This is a genomic window from Stenotrophomonas sp. DDT-1 (assembly GCF_001580555.1).
Lineage (GTDB): Bacteria > Pseudomonadota > Gammaproteobacteria > Xanthomonadales > Xanthomonadaceae > Stenotrophomonas > Stenotrophomonas sepilia.
The window spans coordinates 74,208-91,025 of record NZ_LEKR01000006.1; the positions used below are offsets into that span (position 1 = coordinate 74,208).

The 16,818-nt window shown below is 67.5% G+C and carries 19 protein-coding genes; 9 read left to right on the top strand and 10 right to left on the bottom strand.

All coding sequences use genetic code 11. The features are described 5' to 3' along the window. The first annotated feature begins 7 nt into the window (after positions 1–7). From AB839_RS04840 to AB839_RS04855, 4 genes are all read left to right on the top strand, one after another. Positions 8–277: a Trm112 family protein gene (locus tag AB839_RS04840; protein WP_061478499.1), complete on the top strand. Its 270-nt coding sequence runs from the start codon at positions 8–10 to the stop codon at positions 275–277. After that, on the top strand, positions 274–1,125 hold the full coding sequence (gene nadC / locus AB839_RS04845; protein WP_061478500.1) for a carboxylating nicotinate-nucleotide diphosphorylase: 852 nt from the start codon (positions 274–276) through the stop codon (positions 1,123–1,125). Before AB839_RS04840 ends, nadC begins: the two co-directional genes overlap by 4 nt. Before the next feature lie 118 nt (positions 1,126–1,243). Next, positions 1,244–2,233 carry a DUF2272 domain-containing protein gene (locus AB839_RS04850; RefSeq protein ID WP_061478501.1) on the top strand — a complete coding sequence of 330 codons (990 nt, stop codon included), beginning with the start codon at positions 1,244–1,246 and terminating at the stop codon, positions 2,231–2,233. A gap of 67 nt (positions 2,234–2,300) precedes the next feature. Further along, on the top strand, positions 2,301–2,651 hold the full coding sequence (locus AB839_RS04855; protein ID WP_049414899.1) for a DUF3301 domain-containing protein: 351 nt from the start codon (positions 2,301–2,303) through the stop codon (positions 2,649–2,651). A gap of 86 nt (positions 2,652–2,737) precedes the next feature. Here AB839_RS04855 and AB839_RS04860 read toward each other — a convergent pair whose 3' ends face one another. From AB839_RS04860 to AB839_RS04890, 7 genes are all read right to left on the bottom strand, one after another. Next, positions 2,738–3,190, bottom strand: a complete 453-nt coding sequence (locus AB839_RS04860; protein WP_019659028.1) for a ClpXP protease specificity-enhancing factor — start codon at positions 3,188–3,190, stop codon at positions 2,738–2,740. 84 nt (positions 3,191–3,274) lie between these two features. Beyond that, the gene (locus AB839_RS04865) at positions 3,275–3,910 is read right to left on the bottom strand and encodes a glutathione S-transferase N-terminal domain-containing protein (RefSeq protein ID WP_061478502.1); all 636 of its coding nucleotides are present in this window, start codon (positions 3,908–3,910) and stop codon (positions 3,275–3,277) included. Between the two features lie 134 nt (positions 3,911–4,044). Beyond that, a complete protein-coding gene (locus AB839_RS04870) occupies positions 4,045–4,794 on the bottom strand; it encodes a cytochrome c1 (protein ID WP_005415947.1) in 750 nt (249 codons plus the stop codon). Beyond that, entirely contained in the window at positions 4,787–6,046 is a 1,260-nt protein-coding gene (locus AB839_RS04875; protein ID WP_005408840.1) for a cytochrome bc complex cytochrome b subunit, read from the bottom strand. The genes AB839_RS04870 and AB839_RS04875 overlap by 8 nt, the downstream gene beginning before the upstream one ends. Further along, positions 6,046–6,666 carry a ubiquinol-cytochrome c reductase iron-sulfur subunit gene (petA, locus tag AB839_RS04880; protein ID WP_004151998.1) on the bottom strand — a complete coding sequence of 207 codons (621 nt, stop codon included), beginning with the start codon at positions 6,664–6,666 and terminating at the stop codon, positions 6,046–6,048. The genes AB839_RS04875 and petA overlap by 1 nt, the downstream gene beginning before the upstream one ends. 184 nt (positions 6,667–6,850) lie before the next feature. Next, positions 6,851–7,771, bottom strand: coding sequence for a lytic transglycosylase domain-containing protein (locus AB839_RS04885; protein ID WP_061478503.1), 921 nt, complete (start codon positions 7,769–7,771; stop codon positions 6,851–6,853). A gap of 45 nt (positions 7,772–7,816) precedes the next feature. Beyond that, positions 7,817–8,785: a WYL domain-containing protein gene (locus tag AB839_RS04890; RefSeq protein ID WP_061478504.1), complete on the bottom strand. Its 969-nt coding sequence runs from the start codon at positions 8,783–8,785 to the stop codon at positions 7,817–7,819. A gap of 80 nt (positions 8,786–8,865) precedes the next feature. On the opposite strand from AB839_RS04890, the gene AB839_RS04895 reads away from it, so the two are divergent. Next, positions 8,866–9,486 carry a glutathione S-transferase gene (locus tag AB839_RS04895; RefSeq protein ID WP_061478505.1) on the top strand — a complete coding sequence of 207 codons (621 nt, stop codon included), beginning with the start codon at positions 8,866–8,868 and terminating at the stop codon, positions 9,484–9,486. A gap of 206 nt (positions 9,487–9,692) precedes the next feature. Further along, positions 9,693–11,111 (top strand): tRNA (N6-isopentenyl adenosine(37)-C2)-methylthiotransferase MiaB, encoded by a 1,419-nt coding sequence (miaB, locus tag AB839_RS04900; RefSeq protein ID WP_061478506.1) that lies wholly within the window; start codon positions 9,693–9,695, stop codon positions 11,109–11,111. Positions 11,112–11,247: 136 nt separating this feature from the next. Here the strand turns inward: miaB and AB839_RS04905 are convergent, their stop codons facing one another. The 3 genes from AB839_RS04905 to AB839_RS04915 are packed head-to-tail and all read right to left on the bottom strand — an operon-like array spanning position 11,248 to position 14,257. Beyond that, on the bottom strand, positions 11,248–12,360 hold the full coding sequence (locus AB839_RS04905; protein ID WP_061478507.1) for an ABC transporter permease: 1,113 nt from the start codon (positions 12,358–12,360) through the stop codon (positions 11,248–11,250). Beyond that, entirely contained in the window at positions 12,357–13,280 is a 924-nt protein-coding gene (locus AB839_RS04910) for an ABC transporter ATP-binding protein (protein ID WP_061478508.1), read from the bottom strand. Before AB839_RS04910 ends, AB839_RS04905 begins: the two co-directional genes overlap by 4 nt. Positions 13,281–13,300: 20 nt before the next feature. Continuing rightward, positions 13,301–14,257 (bottom strand): HlyD family efflux transporter periplasmic adaptor subunit, encoded by a 957-nt coding sequence (locus tag AB839_RS04915; protein WP_061478509.1) that lies wholly within the window; start codon positions 14,255–14,257, stop codon positions 13,301–13,303. A 441-nt stretch (positions 14,258–14,698) separates the two neighbouring features. Between AB839_RS04915 and AB839_RS04920 the strand changes: the two genes are divergently transcribed. The 3 genes from AB839_RS04920 (at position 14,699) to AB839_RS04930 (ending at position 16,818) form a co-directional block, all read left to right on the top strand. After that, positions 14,699–15,685: a PhoH family protein gene (locus tag AB839_RS04920; RefSeq protein ID WP_005415936.1), complete on the top strand. Its 987-nt coding sequence runs from the start codon at positions 14,699–14,701 to the stop codon at positions 15,683–15,685. Continuing rightward, on the top strand, positions 15,682–16,167 hold the full coding sequence (gene ybeY / locus AB839_RS04925; RefSeq protein WP_061478510.1) for an rRNA maturation RNase YbeY: 486 nt from the start codon (positions 15,682–15,684) through the stop codon (positions 16,165–16,167). The genes AB839_RS04920 and ybeY overlap by 4 nt, the downstream gene beginning before the upstream one ends. A 102-nt stretch (positions 16,168–16,269) precedes the next feature. Further along, positions 16,270–16,818 carry a hypothetical protein gene (locus AB839_RS04930; RefSeq protein ID WP_061478511.1) on the top strand — a complete coding sequence of 183 codons (549 nt, stop codon included), beginning with the start codon at positions 16,270–16,272 and terminating at the stop codon, positions 16,816–16,818.

Below are 16,818 nucleotides of genomic sequence, written 5' to 3' on the forward strand. Positions count from 1 at the left end.
AAGAACCATGGATCGCAAGCTGCTCGACCTGCTGGTGTCCCCGGACACCCGCCAGCCCCTGTCCCTGCTGGATGGCAAGGGCCTGGAAGCCCTCAACAAGGCCATTTCCGCCGGCACGGTGACCAAGGCCGATGGCAACCCGCTGGCGCAGCCGCTGCGCGAGGCGCTGGTCACCCGTGACCGCAAGCAGGTGTTCCGCGTCGACGACGGCATCCCGGTGCTGCTGGCCGAGGAAGCCGTTCCGACCGCCCAGATCGCCGACTTCCCGGCCGCATGAGCACGCTGCCGACGCCGGATGCGGCCGTTGTCGCCGCCGATGTCGCGCGCGCGCTGGCCGAGGACCTGGGCAGCGGTGACGTCACCGCCGCCCTGCTCCCCGACCAGGCCGACAGCGCCTACCTGCTGTGCAAGCAGGATGCGGTGATCGCCGGGCGCCCCTGGTTCGACGCCACCCACCGCGCGCTCGACCCTGACGTGCGCATTGAATGGCACATCGCCGAAGGCGATGCCGTCACCGCCGGCACCGTGCTGGCCCTGCTGCACGGGCGCAGCCGCAGCCTGGTCAGTGCCGAGCGCACGTCGCTGAACTTCCTGCAGACGCTATCCGGCACCGCGACCACCACTGCCCGCTACATGGCCGCGGTGGCCGGTACCGGTACCCGCATCCTCGACACCCGCAAGACCCTGCCCGGCCTGCGCCTGGCACAGAAGTACGCGGTGCGCTGCGGCGGCGGCGAGAACCACCGCTTCGGCCTGTACGACACGGTGATGCTGAAGGAGAACCACATCCGTGCTGCCGGTTCGCTGGCCGCGGCGGTGGCCGCCGCACGCCGGCAGTGGCCTGCGCTGCCACTGGTGGTCGAGGTTGAAGACCTGGCACAGCTGCGCCAGGCGCTCGAAGCCGGTTGCGAACGCATCCTGCTGGATGACTTCAGTCCCGACCTGCGCCGCGAGGCGGTGCGCATCACGGCCGGGCGCATTCCGCTGGAAGTCTCCGGCAGCGTCGGCCTGGGCGGCCTGCGTTCGATCGCCGAGGATGGCGTCGATTGCATCTCCATCGGCGGGCTGACCAAGCATGTGCAGGCCATCGATCTGTCGTTGAAGCTGGGCCCGCCGCCGGCTTGAGGCCTATGCGACCTTGTGGAGCCGAGCGCAGGCTCGGCGCTACACGACCCGGGCGCCTTCACGGCTCGGCTACGCCAGCCTCTGCGACGCTGCGGGCATCCCCCCACAGGAGCCGCGCATGCGCCGGATGCTTTTGCCTGCCTGTCTGCTGCTCGCGGCAGCCCCCTTGTCCGCCGCAGCCGCTGAAGCCTGCGATGTCCCTCCCCGCTTCGGCCTGAGCCCATTGGCGGTGGCCATCCGCAATACCGCCTGCAACGAGCACCGGCTGTGGTTCCGGCCCTTCATCGATCGCGATGGCCGCGCGGCGAGTCTGAGTGTCACCGAGGCCGAGAACGAACACTTGGCCGACAACGGGCTGATTGCCTGGCAGCGCGTGGCCGGCTACTGGCGCAACAGCGGCACGCTCAACGCGATGGGCAGCATCGCCGGTGCCAGCAGCTGCGTGGCACCGCTGGGTACGCGCTACACCGACAGCGACTGCCGCGCCTTCCTGATCGACAATCCGTGGTCGGCCGCTTTCATTTCCTGGGTGATGGTGCAGGCCGGCGTTCCCGGCTTCAACACGTCGCCGCGCCACATCGACTACATTCGTGCCGCGTACCAGGGCGGCCCCTCGGGCGTGCCGTACCGGCTGGTCGATCCCGCGACCGCAAAGCCCGCACCGGGCGACCTGTTGTGCTTCCTGCGCGACCGCAGCACGACGCTCAGCTACAGCGGGCTGGTGCAGGCGCTGGGCAACGGTTCGGTGGGCCACTGGAAATCACATTGCGAAGTGGTGGTGGCCGCCAACCTCGGCGGCGACCAGACCCTGTACCTGGTCGGTGGCAACGTGATGAACACCGTGGCGATGCGGTTGCTGCCGCTGGACCGCACCGGGCTGATCAAGCTGCCCCCGGCACGCGAACGCAACAGCACCGGCATCGACCCCAGCTGCACCCCGGGGCGTGAGGACGAATGCAGTTTCAACCGCCAGGACTGGGCGGCCCTGCTGCAGCTGACCGCGACCACGCCATTGGGGATGCCGTCACCCTCCGCAGCGCCGATGCAGGCCGTGCCGGCAACGGCGCCGGCAGCACCGATGACGGGCCAGCCACCGCCGAGGCGGTGATACCCGTGCTTGATCCAGCGCGCGTTCGCCGCCATCTTTGCCGGATCGACCTCTGACGGCTGACGCCATGCCCACCCTGCTGCTGTTGCTGATTGCCGGCGGAATCATCTACTTCTTCTGGAACGCCGCGCGCTCGGCCGCCGAGCGCGCGGTCGAGCTGGGACGCAATGCCTGCCGCGCCGCCGACGTGCAGTGGCTGGACCAGGCGGTGCACGCCACCGGCCTGCGACTGTCGCGTGGCGAGGATGGCCGACTCGGTTTCGAGCGCACCTTCAAGTTCGAGTATTCCTACGATGGCATCGATCGCCACGTGGGCCGCATGGTGCTGCGTGGCGACCAGCTGATTTCGTTCACCGGCCCGGGTGCCGCGCGGATCAGCCAGATCCGGCCGGATGTGGAGGATGCCGAGGATGCCTAGGGTTTGAAGATGTGCCGGCCAACGGTCGGCACCCACCGCCAGACGGGCCAAGAAGAACGCCGCCCATCGGGGCGGCGTCGGAATGGTTACTTGACCACGCGCAGGTTCGGGCGGCCCTTCGGCGGCGGGCTGGCCGGCGGCGTATCGTCCGGCGGCGTGCCTTCCTCGTGCAGCAGCTCATCGCTGGTCGGTGCGGTTTCGCTGCCCGGAATGTCATCCGGCAATGCCATGCCCTGCCCGGTCTCGCGGGCGTAGACGGCCAGCACGGCGCTGATCGGCACCTGCACCGGGTAGCTGGTACCGGAGAAGCGCGCCGAGAAGCTGACCATCTCGTTGTCGATCATCAACCGCACGACAGCACGTTCGGCGATGTTGAGCACGACCCGGCCATCCTTGACCGCCGAAGGCGGGACCTGCACGCCGGGGACGCCGGCGTCGACCAGGATGTGCGGGGTCAGCTGGTTGTCGTTGATCCATTCCACCAGCGCCCGCAGCAGGTACGGGCGGTGGCTGGTCATGTGGAAGAAGTCTTCGGTCATGCGTGAAGTGTACGCGCCCGGCGCCCCGCCGGGGCGGATCGTCTGCACGCCGGTCGGCCTGCAGACGGGTAACGCGGGGCCGGATCAGACCGGCAGATCGCGCAGTTTCTTTTCCTGCTCGGTCAGGCTGCGGACAAATCCCGGATGGCGGAAGATGCGGTTGCCGTAGTCCTCGATCGCCTTGCCATCCTTCGGCAGCGGCACATCCAGCGACTGCAGGCGCCAGATGATCGGCGCCATCGCGCAGTCGGCCAGGCTCATTTCCGGATTGAGGAAGAACTTGCTGGCCCTGAACAGCGGCAGCGAGGCGGTCAGCAGTTCCTTCAGGCGCTTGCGCCCGGCCTCGGCCTGGGTCTTGTTGCCCAGCTGGATGGCCTGCACCTGCGGCACCCAGTCGTGCTCGATGCGCAGCATGGCCAGGCGGATGCGCGCACGCGACAGCGGGTCGACCGGCATCAGTGGCGGATGCGGGTAGCGCTCATCCAGGTACTCGCTGACCACCGATGCGGCGTACAGCACCAGCTCGCGTTCGACCAGGGTCGGCACCGAGTGGTACGGATTGAGGTCGATCAGGTCTTCAGGCGGGTTCTGCGGATCGACCGGAACGAAGTCGTAGGTGACGCCCTTGGCCGCCAGGACCAGGCGTACACGGTGGCACAGTACGTCGTCGTTCGAGGAAAACAGCGTCAGTGTATTGCGCATGCGTACGCTCGCCGCCATCAAAGGCTCTCCCACGACAGGAGACCGCCTGCCGCATCGGCGCCGCCGGCACCGTGCCAGCGGTCGACTCCTCCCCGAGTGTGCAACCGACCATCACAAAAGCCAATAGGCCCATGCGATGGCCGGCGGCAGAATCAGTGAACGTCCTTCCAGTATTCCTTCTTCAGCAGATACAGCAGGAAGGTCAGCAGGGCCAGGAACAGGATCACCCACACGCCCAGCTGCTGGCGCTTGAGTGCGGCCGGTTCGCCGGCGTATTCGAGGAAGTTGGTGATGTCCCGCACGGCCTGGTCGTACTGCCCGGCATCGACCGATCCCGGCGTTTCAATCTTCAGGCCGGTCACCGGCGGGTCCATGCCGGGCGCTTCCGCCTTGCCGTGCACTGCATGCTGCAGCCCCTGCATCTCCCACAGCGGGTTGGGCATGGAGGCGTTGGCGAACAGCGCGTTGTTCCAGCCCAGCGGGCGGCTGCTGTCCAGATAGAACGATTTGAGATAGGTGTAAACCCAGTCACTGCCCCGCACGCGCGAGATCAGGCTGAGATCGGGCGGCATCTTGCCGAACCACTTCTCCGCGTTTTCCTTGGGCATCGCCACCGGGATCGGGTCGCCGATCGCCGAGCCGGTGAAGTTGAGGTTGTTCATCACCTCTTCTTCGGTCAGGCCCAGGTCCTGCGCCATCCGCGAGTAGCGCAGGTACTTCAGCGCATGGCAGCCGGAGCAGTAGTTCATGTACAGCTGCGCCCCCCGCTGCAGCGAGGCGCGGTCACCGAGGTCGTTGCCGGCCTGCAGCAGCTTGGTGCCGCCCTCGGCGGCGGAGGCCAGGAAACTGCCCAGCATCAGGGTGGCCGTCAGGGCCAGCCGGACCATCCAGCGCTCAGTCATGCGTGGTCACCCTCTCCGGTACCGGCTTGGTCTTGTCCAACCTTGTCCATAGCGGCATGGTGATGAAGAACGCGAAGTACAGGAAGGTCAGCACCCGCCCGATGTAGGTTTCATGCACGTCGGTGCCCGGGCCGGAGCCGATCACGCCCAGCCACACGAAGCACACCGCCAGCACGCCCAGCATCACCTTCGAGATCCAGCCGCGGTAGCGCACCGACTTCACCCTGGCCTTGTCCAGCCACGGCACCAGGAACAGGATTGCAATGGCCGAGAACATCACCAGCACGCCACCGAGCTTGTTCGGTACCACGCGCAACATCGCGTAGTAAGGCGTGTAGTACCAGACCGGCTTGATGTGTTCGGGGGTCACCAGGCGGTTGGCCTCGGTGAAGTTGTCGTGTTCCAGGAACAGGCCACCGAAGCCAGGTGCGAAGAAGATGATGAAGGCGGCGATGATCAGCAGGAAGCCGGCGCCGACACCATCCTTGAGCGTGTAGTACGGGTGGAACGGAATACCGTCGGCCGGCGCATTCGGCGACCAGCGGTTGCCCTTCGGCCCCTTCTTGATCTCCACGCCATCGGGGTTGTTCGACCCCACTTCGTGCAGCGCGCCCAGATGCAGCACCACCAGCAACAGCAGCACCAGCGGCAGTGCGATGACGTGCAATGCAAAGAAGCGGTTGAGCGTGGCGTCACTGGGCAGGTAGTCGCCCATGATCCATTCGGTCAGGCCGTTGCCGATCACCGGTATCGCGCCGAACAGCGAGATGATCACCTTGGCGCCCCAGAACGACATCTGGCCCCACGGCAGCACATAGCCCATGAAGGCTTCGGCCATCAGCACCAGGTAGATCAGCATGCCCAGGATCCACACCAGCTCGCGCGGCTTCTGGTAGCTGCCGTACAGCAGGCCGCGGAACATGTGCAGGTAGACCACGATGAAGAACAGCGAGGCGCCGGTGGAGTGCATGTAGCGGATCAGCCAGCCCCACTCCACATCACGCATGATGTATTCGATGGAGCCGAACGCCTCCGCGGCGCTGGTCTTGTAGTGCATCGTCAGGAAGATGCCGGTGACGATCTGGTTGACCAGCACCAGCAGTGCCAGCGAGCCGAAGTAGTACCAGATGTTGAAGTTCTTCGGCGCGTAGTACTCGCTGACGTGCTTGCGATAGACCGGCATCAGGCCCGGCGCGCGGGCATTGACCCAGTCGGCGACGCCGCTGGCGGTACGGCTGAGGATATTGGCCATCAGGCAGCCCCCTGCGGATCGACACCGATGATGATGGTGTTGTCGTCCTGGTAGTGGTGCGCGGGCACCTTCAGGTTGATCGGCGCCGGCACATCCTTGAAGACGCGGCCGGACATGTCGAAGCGCGACTTGTGGCAGGGGCAGAAGTAACCGCCCTTCCACTGCGGGTCATAAGGCTCGGGCCGGATCTCGGCGACCATTTCCGGCGAGCAGCCCAGGTGCGTGCACAGGCCGACCAGCACGGAGATGTCCGGCTTGATCGAGCGCAGCTCGGGGTTCTGCTTCAGCACGTAGTCCGGCTGCTGGTCCTTCTCGCCGGACTCGGGGTCCTTGAGGCGGCCATCCAGCCCGTGCAGTGCATCCAGGATCGCCTTGGACCGCTTGACGATCCAGATCGGCTGGCCACGCCACTCCACGATCAGGCGTTGGCCTTCCTGCAGGGCGCTGATGTCGGCCACGACCGGTGCACCGGCAAGCTTGGCGCGGGCACTGGGATTCCAGGATTTGATGAAAGGAACGGCGGTGAATCCGACGCCGACGGCGCCAACCACAGCAGTGGTGGCAGAAAGAAAACGCCGACGTCCGGTGTTGACTGGATCGTGTACCCCATCGTTGGCCATCCGGCACTCCGATATTGATTAGGTAGCTTTAAGGCTGCCAGCGGATCCGGTGGGGGCCAGAGCCGCATTGAATCATGGGCGAGTGTAGCGGAACCGTCGCGCGCCACACAACGCTCTTTGCAAGGAGTGCCGACTGACAGTCGGCACCCACCTGTTCAAGGGAGTGCCGACCAACGGTCGGCACCTACTGGTGACTCAGGGCGGTGCGGTAACGCTCGGCCAGCTGCCCAACCCGGCGCACGTAGTACTGGGTCTCGCTGTAGGGCGGCACGCCACCGTGGCGGTCGACCGCGCCTTCGCCGGCGTTGTAGCCGGCCGCGGCCAGGGTCAGGTCGCCATTGAAGCGCTTCAGCAACCACGCAAGATACTGCACACCACCACGGATGTTCTGCGCGGCATCGTAGGAATCGCTGACCCCGAAGCGGGCCGCGGTCGGCGGCATCAGCTGCATCAGGCCCTGCGCGCCGGCGCGGCTGAGCGCGGTCGGGTTGTAGGCCGATTCGGCGTGGATGATGGCACGCACCACGGCCTCCTCGACGCCGAACTCGCGTGCCGCCGAGGTGATCTCGGTCTGGAACGCGGTGGTGTTCAGGCGCACCGAACCGAAGTCCACGCGCGGGTTGACGCCGCACGCGTAGCAGCGCTCCATGAAACTGTAGCGGATGGTGCGCACCGGACCGAGGTTGGCCACCTGGGTCGGCCGCGCACTGGTGTAGTGGCGCACCCCATCCTTCATGAAGGAATAGACCTGGCCGCTGACCATCCGCCCGGCCCGCGAGGCCGTCGGTGCCGCGGCAGGCGCGGGTGCAGCAGGCGTCGGCGCGACCGCAGCGGGCGCAGCAGCGCTGGCCGCCACAGCGACCGGATTGCGTTCGATGCTGGCCACCGAGGTCGGCGCAGGCTTCGGTGCGGCCACCACGGGGCGCGGTGCCGGGCGGGTATCGCGGCTGTAGCTGATGCTGCTGCAGCGCGCGCCGGCCACTCGCTTGCTCACGTAGCTGGTGACCCCGTCGGCGCCCTGGCACTTGTACAGGGTGCCGGCGCTGGCCGGCGCAGCGGTCAGCGCAGCGATGATGATCGCCGTTGTCCCCAGTATCCCCTTCATGCCGCGAGTGTCCCAGCTTCGCCGGGGCTTGCCAAGCGACGCGGCTCAGCCTGTGACCGGTGGCACAGCCAGCACCTGGCCCAATCCGGCCAAACGCTGTGCCAGCTCATCGCGCAGGCCCGGCGGTGTGGTCCACAACGCCACCGGCACCCGGTCCAGGCTGAGGATCTGCGCCAGCATCATGCCGCCGCTCTCGGCGCCCATGCGCAACAGGCAATGGTCGGCGCCATCAGCCTCCAGCACACCACACCACGGCGGGATGCGCCCTTCCAGCTCGGTGCGGCTGCCGGCCAGGCGGACGATGGCCTGCAGCGCGAAGGGCGCCTGGCTGACCGCCTGCCGCACCATCACGTCCGGGGGCGCGGGCGGGCGTCGATGCATGCCCGGCCCGGCGCATTCGCGCACCGCGCCCATCCGGTCCACGCGCAGGGTGCGCCAGTCCTGCCGGCCCAGATCCCAGGCCAGCAGGTACCAGCGCCGCCCATAGTTGACCAGGTGCTGCGCCTCGACCTCGCGCTGGGTCACCGCCTCCTGCGCACTGCGGTACTCGAAGGCCAGCCGTGACGCCTGCCGGCAATGCTGGGCCAGCCGTCCCAGAAGGCGTGCGTCGGTGGAGGGAAGGTCGGACAGGGTGGCCGTCGCCGCATGCACCTCGCCGGCCTGCTGGCGGCGGCGGGTCGGTACCAGCGGGTCGAGCTTGGACAACAGGCCCCGCGCGGTGTCGTCGATGCCGGCGACGGACGCGGACGCGGCACGCAGGGCGATGGCCAGGGTGGTCGCCTCCTCCTCGTCCAGCAGCATCGGCAATACCGGTGCCCCGGCCCCCAGCTGATAGCCGCCGCCGACCCCCGAGGAGGCCCGCACCGGATAGCCCAGTTCGCGCAGGCGTTCGATATCACGGCGGATGCTGCGCCGGTCCACGCCCATGCGCTCGGCCAGCTCAGCCCCGGACCACTGGCGGCGGGCCTGCAGCAGGGCGATCAGGCGCAGCAGTCGATGGGCGGTATGGCGCATGAAGAATCGAGGACAGAAGTCGTCCGCAATAGTGCCCCAGGATGGCTTCCAGTTCACCACCCACCGCAAGGAGCAATGCCATGACCTCACGCCAGATCACCCTGTACCACGCCGCCCGATCCCGCTCGAGCGGCGCCGTGGCCCTGCTCGAAGCGCTGGGTGCCGACTACCGCATGCAGGTGCTGGACCTGAAGGCCGGCGCCAACCTGGCCCCGGCCTACCTGGCCATCAACCCGATGGGCAAGGTGCCGGCCATCGTCCACAACGGCGCGCTGGTGACCGAACAGGTGGCCATTTATCTGTACCTGGCCGACCTGTATCCGGAGGCCGGGCTGGCGCCGCCGATCGGCGACGCCCTGCGCGGACCCTACCTGCGCTGGATGGCCTTCTACGGTGCCTGTTTCGAGCCGGCGATGATCGACAAGGCGATGCACCGCGAGCCGCCGCCGCGCCTGATGTCGCCGTACAACGACGCCGAGACCGTGCTGCAGGTGGTCGAGGCCCAGCTGGCACAGGGTCGCTACCTGCTCGGCGAGACGATGAGTGCCGCCGACGTGCTGTGGGGCAATGCGCTGGCCTGGACCACGGCCTTCGGCCTGGTGCAGCCTGCGCCGGCCACGGCTGATTACATCGCACGGATGAGCGCGATGACCGCCTTCGACCGTTCGCGGCAGATCGATGCGGAGCTGGCGGCGGCATAAGCAGCGCCGGAGCAGCGCCGGCCGGCTTTCCTTGTAGAGCCGAGCCCACGCTCGGCTGGCTTCAGTAGAGCCAGGCCATGCCAGGCTGCCCCATGGGAAGCGGGAAGAGCAGCCGAGCGTGGGCTCGGCTCTACAAGGGCGCGGCGGCTGGCGCGGGATGCGGGTAGAATTGCCCGCTTTCCCGCCACCCGAATGGATTAAGCGCCATGACCGGGACGCCAGACGTCTTTCCGCCCGCCACCCCGGGCGGTACCCCGCTCGTTGCCCTGCCCGCTGGTCCGCGCAAGCCCGACCAGGTCAAGGGCAAGCTGTACATCAAGACCCACGGTTGCCAGATGAACGAGTACGACTCGTCCAAGATGGCCGACGTGCTTGCCGCCAGCGATGGCCTGGAACTGACCGACAGCCCGGACGATGCCGACGTCATCCTGGTCAACACCTGCTCCATCCGCGAGAAGGCGCAGGAGAAGGTGTTCAGCCAACTCGGCGTGTGGAAGGGCCTGAAGAACAAGGGCCGCGAGGTCATCATCGGCGTGGGCGGCTGCGTTGCCTCGCAGGAAGGCGAAGCGATCATCAAGCGCGCCCCGTTTGTGGACCTTGTGTTCGGTCCGCAGACCCTGCATCGCCTGCCGGAACTGATCCGCGCGCGGCGTGAGCAGAAGCGCCCGCAGGTGGACATCAGCTTCCCCGAGATCGAGAAGTTCGACCGCCTGCCCGAGCCACGCGCCGAAGGTGCCTCGGCGTTCGTGTCGATCATGGAAGGCTGTTCCAAGTACTGCTCGTTCTGCGTGGTGCCCTACACCCGCGGCACCGAAGTCAGCCGCCCGTTCGAGGACGTGGTGGTGGAAGTGGCGCAGCTCGCCGCGCAGGGCGTGCGCGAGATCAACCTGCTCGGCCAGAACGTCAACGCCTATCGCGGCCCGTATGGAGACGGTGAGTTTGCCGACCTCGGCCTGCTGATCCGCACCATCGCCGAGATCGATGGGGTCGGCCGCATCCGCTTCACCACCTCGCACCCGCTCGAGTTCAGCGATTCGCTGATCGATGCGTTCCGCGACGTTCCGCAGCTGGCCAACTTCCTGCACCTGCCGGTGCAGGCCGGCAGCGACCGGGTGCTGTCGGCGATGAAGCGCGGCTACACCGCGCTGGAATTCAAGTCGAAGATCCGCAAGCTGCGCGCGGTGCGCCCGGACATTTCAATCAGCTCGGACTTCATCGTCGGCTTCCCCGGCGAGACCGATGCCGACTTCGAGAAGACCATGAAGCTGATCGAAGACATCGGCTTCGACCACAGTTTCTCCTTCATCTATTCGCGTCGACCGGGTACACCGGCGGCTGATCTGGAGGACACGATCAGCGATGCCGAGAAGCACGCCCGCCTGTCGCGCCTGCAGGAGCGCATCAATGCGCACGCCGCCAGCATCTCGCAAAAGATGGTTGGTACCGTGCAGACCGTGCTGGTGGAAGGGCCGTCGCGCAAGAATCCGAACGAACTGACCGGCAAGACCGAGAACATGCGGTCGGTGAATTTCCCGGCGCCTGCGCGCCTGATCGGGCAGTTCGTGGATGTGGTGATCACCGAAGCGCTTACCAACTCGCTGCGTGGGCGCGTGGTGGCGGAATAAGGTGTGCCGACCAACGGTCGGCACCTACCGGAAATGATGCCGGCCAGCGGCCGGCACCACTAGGGTGTGCCGACCAACGGTCGGCGCCCACCGGAAATGATGCCGGCCAGCGGCCGGCACTACCGAATGACCGGCCTCAATCCAGGCGCTTGCGGAAACGCAGGATCGCCAGCGTCATCATCACCACGATGAAGGCCAGCAGCGCCAGCGCGTCGTGCCACAGCTCCCACAGCGAGGCGCCGCGCAGCATGATGCCGCGCACCAGGCGCAGGAAGTGGGTCAACGGCAGCACTTCGGCCAGCCACTGCACCGGCCGCGGCATGCCGGCGAACGGGAACATGAAGCCCGACAGCAGGATCGACGGCAGGAACAGGAACAGGGTCATCTGCATCGCCTGGAACTGCGAACGCGCGCGCGTGGAGATCAGCAGGCCCAGCGCCAGGTTGGCCAGCACCAGCAGGACCGCGGCCAGGTAGATGTCCAGCAGGCTGCCGCGGATCGGCACCTGGAACAGCCAGGTGCCCAGCACCAGCACCAGCGTGGTCTGCAGCAGACCGATGGCTGCATAGGGCAGCACCTTGCCGACCATCAGTTCGCTGCGCGATACCGGCGTGGCGATCAGCAGTTCCATGTTGCCGCGCTCGCGCTCGCGCACCACCGCCACCGCCGTGAACATCACCAGGGTCATGGTCAGGATCACCCCGATCAGGCCGGGCACGATGTTCACCGCCGAGAGCCGTTGCGGGTTGTAGAAACTGGTCACGCTGACCTGGCCACTGGCAATGCTGCCTTCGCGCAACGGCCGCGTATTGCTGGTCGGGCGCGTATCCAGTGGCACCTGCGCCAGCTGGATCGCCGCACTCTGCACCACGGTGTCGCTGCCATCGACCAGCACCTGTACCGCTTCGCGTCCATCGAAGCGGCGACGCTCGAAGTCGGCCGGCACCACGATGCCGACGCTGATCTCGCCGCGGCGCAGCGCCTGCATCAGCTGGTCCGGGCTGTACGCTTCAGTACGCGGCGTGATCACCCCGGTGGCGACCATGTCCTGCACCAGCACGCGTGAGGCGGCGCTGTTGGCCTGGTCGGCGATACCCGCATCGAGGTGGCGCAGGTTGAGATTGATCGCATAGCCGAACAGCAGCAGCTGCATCACCGGAATGCCGACGATCATCGCCAGCGTGACGCGGTCGCGGCGCAGCTGCCGCAGCTCCTTGAGCATGATCGCCCACAGCCTGCGCAGGTTCATGCCGCTGGCTCCCTGCCACGGCCACGGGTGGCGGCCACGAACACGTCCTCCAGGTTCGGCGCCACGCTTTCGATATGCGCTTGCGGGTCGGCGCTGGCCAGCGCGCGCCGCAGCACTGCGACATCCGCTACGCCCTCATTGCACAGCACGCGCAGATGGGTGCCGATCTGCGCCACGCTCAGCACGCCGGGCAGCTGGGCCAGCACGCGGCTGGCCTGGCGTGGCTGCGATGACGTGACCTGCAGCGTTCGTCCTTGCAGCCGTGAACAGAGCTCGGCCGGCGTGCCGTCGGCCACCAGTGCGCCGCGATCAAGGATCGCCAGGCGATGGCAGCGCTCGGCTTCGTCCATGTAATGGGTCGACACCAGCACCGTGGTTCCCGCGTCGGCCAGTTCGAACAGGGCCTCCCAGAAATCGCGGCGCGACTCGGGATCGACCGCGCTGGTCGGCTCGTCCAGGAACAGCAGTTCGGGCGAATGCACCACGGCGCCGGCCAGGGCCAGGCGCTGCTTCTGTCCACCACTGAGCGTACCGGCCAGCTGCGGCTGCCGGTCCTGCAACCGGTACTGCTGCAGCAGCGCATCGACCCGTTGCCGGGCGTGGTTGCGCGGCAGGTCCTGGATGGCGGCGAGGAATTCCAGGTTCTCGCGTACCGACAGGTCTTCGTACAGCGAGAAGCGCTGGGTCATGTAGCCGATGCGCCGGCGCAGTGCTTCGGCCTGCTCGGGAACCGCCAGGCCCAGCACCTCGATCTGCCCCGCACTGGGTTCCAGCAGGCCGCACAGCATGCGGATGGTGGTCGACTTGCCTGACCCGTTCGGGCCCAGGAAGCCGTACACCTGCCCGCGCGGGACGGTCAGGTCGACCTTGTCCACGGCCAGCAGTTCACCGAAGCGGCGGGTCAGGCCCTGCGCATGCACCGCGATGTCCGCACCGGTGTTCAGAAGCGCACCTGCACCGGCAGTCCGGCCGGAAGCGTCTGCATGTCGCTGGCTGCATCCACGTCGATCTCGGCGAGGTAGCTCAGGCGCTCGACGTCATCGCCGGTCAGTGCGTAGTACGGGGTGAATGAAGGCTCGCTGCGGATCGCGCGCACATGGCCCTTCAGTACGGTGCCCCCTCCCTCCAGCTGTATCTGCGCCGGCTGACCGACCTTGACCTGCAGGCGCAGCGGCTGCGGCAGGTAGACGCGCGCATAGGGGCGCTCGCCGACCAGCATCACCGCCAGCGGCGCCCCGATCGGTGCCTGGTCACCCTGCCGGTAGGGCAAGGCATCGATCACGCCATCGCGCGGTGCGCGCAGCTGCAGCTTCTGCAGGTTGACGCGCTGCACCACCTGCTGCGCCTGTGCGGCGTCGGCGGCCGCCTGGCCCTGGGCGATGTCCTGCGCGCGACTGCCGTGCACCCGTTCCAGCCAGGCCTGCTCGGCGGCACGCACGCTGGCCGCGGCATTGCCGGCGGCCGCCCGTGCACGGTCCAGCTCGGCGGCGGCGATCAGGCGCTGGCGTGCCAATGGTTGCACCCGACGGTAGTAGGCAGTGGCTTCAGCAGACTGCGCGCGCAACGCGGCCAGTTGTGCCCGGGCCTGTGCTATCTGTTCCTGGCGCGGGCCGAGCTTCAGCTCTTCCAGCTGGGCCTGCGCGCGCGCCGTGTCGGCCTGCGCCGCCGCGAACTGCGCGTCGCCGCGGGCGGGGTCGAGCTGCATCAGCACGGCCCCGGCCTTGACCCGCTGGCCCTCGCGCACCTCCACCGTGGCGATCACCTCGGCCGCCGGCGCCGGCACCGTGATCCGGTCCCACTCCAGCGTGCCCAGCGCCGTTGGCGTTGACTGCCCACAGCCCGCCAGTAGGCCGATGCCCGCCAGTCCGAGTCCACGCATCCCGTTGCCGATGCCCATGCCATCCCCTCCTGCGACGGCGACACGGTGCCACCTGCCCCGTGCACCTTCAATGATTCCGATCAGCCCTGACGGTTTTTTCGCCACGCGCGGGCAAGCCTTTTGCTGCAAGGTTCCTCGCCACCTATCCACAGCTTGATTCAGCATCATTCCACAGCCGGTGTGGAGAACCGGACGGGGGCGGCCGTACTGGCTGCCTGGCAACGGAAGATGCGCTGCCGTCACAGGCGCCGGCCGACCGTGACGGTTTTTTCACCACCACCTCATACGCCTTGTGGCACAAGCACTGCGAAGGCCTATCCACAGCTTTTCGCGCCCCCCGTCCACACCGGGTGTGGAAAACCGCGTATCGGCCCGCCGCTGGCCGCATGCCCGGTACGCGCGTAACCTTGTCACCCCGAGTCCATCGCGGTGGACGGCGACCCCGCCCCACCCCAAGCAATGAAAAGCATCGATCATCGAGACTTCACCCTGTCGCCGGAAGACAACGAGCGACTGGCCAACCTGTGCGGCCCCTTCGATGGGCACCTGCGCCAGATCGAGCTGAAGCTCGGCGTGGAGATCGCCAATCGTGGCTTCGTGTTCCGCATCAGCGGGCCCAACGAAGCCATCGTGGAGGCGCAGAAGCTGGTTGAAGCGCTGTACGCCGAAGCCGGCGAAACCACCTTCGACAACCACGCCATCCACCTGCGCCTGGCGCAGGCCAACGTCGAGCAGATCGCCGAACGCTCCTACGAAGCGCAGGACGTGGCGATCAAGGTCAAGCGCGGCACGGTACGTGGCCGCGGCGCCAACCAGGGCCGCTACCTGCACCAGATCGCCACGCATGACATCAACTTCGGCATCGGCCCGGCGGGAACCGGCAAGACCTTCCTGGCCGTGGCCAGCGCGGTCGAAGCACTGAACGAGTCGCGGGTGCAGCGCCTGATCCTGGTGCGCCCGGCGGTGGAAGCCGGCGAGAAGCTGGGCTTCCTGCCCGGCGACCTGAGCCAGAAGGTCGACCCTTACCTGCGACCGCTGTACGACGCCCTGTACGAGATGATGGGCGTGGAGAAGGTGGTCAAGCTGCTGGAGAAGAACGTCATCGAGATCGCGCCGCTGGCCTACATGCGCGGCCGCACGCTCAACGATGCGTTCGTGATCCTGGACGAGGCGCAGAACACCACCATCGAGCAGATGAAGATGTTCCTGACCCGCCTGGGCTACGGCTCCACCGCGGTGGTCACCGGTGACCTGACCCAGACCGACCTGCCCAAGCACGTGAAATCCGGCCTGCGCGATGCCATCGATGTGCTGCGCGAGGTCGAGGGCGTCAGCTTCACCTTCTTCGAATCCCGCGACGTGGTCCGGCATCCGCTGGTGGCGCGCATCGTCAGCGCCTACGACCGCCGCGACCTGCATCAGATCCAGCCTGGAGCAACGCCATGACCCGTGGTCCCGTGCGACTGGACGTCGCCGTCAGTTATGCCCTGCCGCGTACCGGGCTGCCGGCGGCAGTGAGCTTCCGCAAGTGGGTGGCCGCTGCGTTGAAGGGCCGCATCCGCGAGGCCGATCTGGCCATCCGCGTGGTCGATGCCAAGGAAGGCCAGTCGCTGAACCGCCATTACCGCGGCAAGGATTACGCCACCAACGTGCTCAGCTTCCCGGCCGAAGTGCCCGAAGGCCTGCCCAAGGGCGTCAAGTTCCCGCTGCTGGGTGACCTGGTGATCTGCGCACCGGTGGTGGCCCGCGAAGCCGACGAACAGGGCAAGGCGCTCAACGCCCATTACGCGCACCTGACCGTGCACGGCGTGCTGCACCTGCTTGGCTGGGACCACGAGGACGACAAGGAAGCCGAGGCGATGGAACAGCTGGAGCGCGACATCCTGGCCGAGCTCGGCATCGCCGATCCCTACGCCGGCGAGCGCTGAGGCCTATACAGCCGCGCCTACGCTCGGCTCCAATGCATCGCCCCCGCAAACCTGACCGAATGCAGCCGAGCATGGGCTCGGCTCTACAACGGGAATTTCCTTGTGCTGCTGCGTATTGCCCTGCCCCTGCTGCTCATCGCGTCCGCCCCGGCCGCTGCCTTGGATCTGCCGGCCCTGATCGAATGCCGCCAGGGGGTGGCCGAGCAGGCCGCGCTGGCGCCGCTGCTGGCCGATCCGCTGAAGGCCGTGGCCCAGGGCCTGCAGCCGCTGCCGCAGGGCAACCAGTTCATGAGCGAGTACCGGCTGGCCAGCCCGATCACCGTCTTCGGGCAACAGACCGAGCGGGTGGCGGTGGCCGGCGCCAGCATCATGGCCGTCCTCGACCAGGCCGACCCACGCCCGCTGGCCAAGCGCCTGGCGCTGGAGACCGGCTACGACCAGGACGGCAAGTTCATGGCCGGCCGCGAGCTGGTCAGCCGCGACGTGACCGACCCGAAGACCGGCGAGGCCCAGATCGAGTCGATCATCCTCAGCGTCTCCACCGTGACCTCCCATCCTGGCAAGACCCTGGCCGGCTGCACCTACAGCCTGGACCTGCCCGAAGAGGAGCCGGCCCCGACCGCCCCTGCCCCGGCCACCGGCAGTCACTGA

Bases quoted from the DNA above. Each gene is read 5' to 3' on its own strand.
- AB839_RS04890 (WP_061478504.1), bottom strand. From the start codon at position 8,785: ATGCGCCATACCGCCCATCGACTGCTGCGCCTGATCGCCCTGCTGCAG.
- miaB (WP_061478506.1), top strand. From the start codon at position 9,693: ATGACCGGGACGCCAGACGTCTTTCCGCCCGCCACCCCGGGCGGTACC.
- petA (WP_004151998.1), bottom strand. From the start codon at position 6,666: ATGGCCAACGATGGGGTACACGATCCAGTCAACACCGGACGTCGGCGT.
- AB839_RS04865 (WP_061478502.1), bottom strand. From the start codon at position 3,910: ATGGCGGCGAGCGTACGCATGCGCAATACACTGACGCTGTTTTCCTCG.
- AB839_RS04905 (WP_061478507.1), bottom strand. From the start codon at position 12,360: ATGAACCTGCGCAGGCTGTGGGCGATCATGCTCAAGGAGCTGCGGCAG.
- AB839_RS04860 (WP_019659028.1), bottom strand. From the start codon at position 3,190: ATGACCGAAGACTTCTTCCACATGACCAGCCACCGCCCGTACCTGCTG.
- nadC (WP_061478500.1), top strand. From the start codon at position 274: ATGAGCACGCTGCCGACGCCGGATGCGGCCGTTGTCGCCGCCGATGTC.
- AB839_RS04895 (WP_061478505.1), top strand. From the start codon at position 8,866: ATGACCTCACGCCAGATCACCCTGTACCACGCCGCCCGATCCCGCTCG.
- AB839_RS04920 (WP_005415936.1), top strand. From the start codon at position 14,699: ATGAAAAGCATCGATCATCGAGACTTCACCCTGTCGCCGGAAGACAAC.
- AB839_RS04840 (WP_061478499.1), top strand. From the start codon at position 8: ATGGATCGCAAGCTGCTCGACCTGCTGGTGTCCCCGGACACCCGCCAG.
- AB839_RS04870 (WP_005415947.1), bottom strand. From the start codon at position 4,794: ATGACTGAGCGCTGGATGGTCCGGCTGGCCCTGACGGCCACCCTGATG.
- AB839_RS04850 (WP_061478501.1), top strand. From the start codon at position 1,244: ATGCGCCGGATGCTTTTGCCTGCCTGTCTGCTGCTCGCGGCAGCCCCC.
- AB839_RS04855 (WP_049414899.1), top strand. From the start codon at position 2,301: ATGCCCACCCTGCTGCTGTTGCTGATTGCCGGCGGAATCATCTACTTC.
- ybeY (WP_061478510.1), top strand. From the start codon at position 15,682: ATGACCCGTGGTCCCGTGCGACTGGACGTCGCCGTCAGTTATGCCCTG.
- AB839_RS04875 (WP_005408840.1), bottom strand. From the start codon at position 6,046: ATGGCCAATATCCTCAGCCGTACCGCCAGCGGCGTCGCCGACTGGGTC.
- AB839_RS04885 (WP_061478503.1), bottom strand. From the start codon at position 7,771: ATGAAGGGGATACTGGGGACAACGGCGATCATCATCGCTGCGCTGACC.
- AB839_RS04915 (WP_061478509.1), bottom strand. From the start codon at position 14,257: ATGGGCATCGGCAACGGGATGCGTGGACTCGGACTGGCGGGCATCGGC.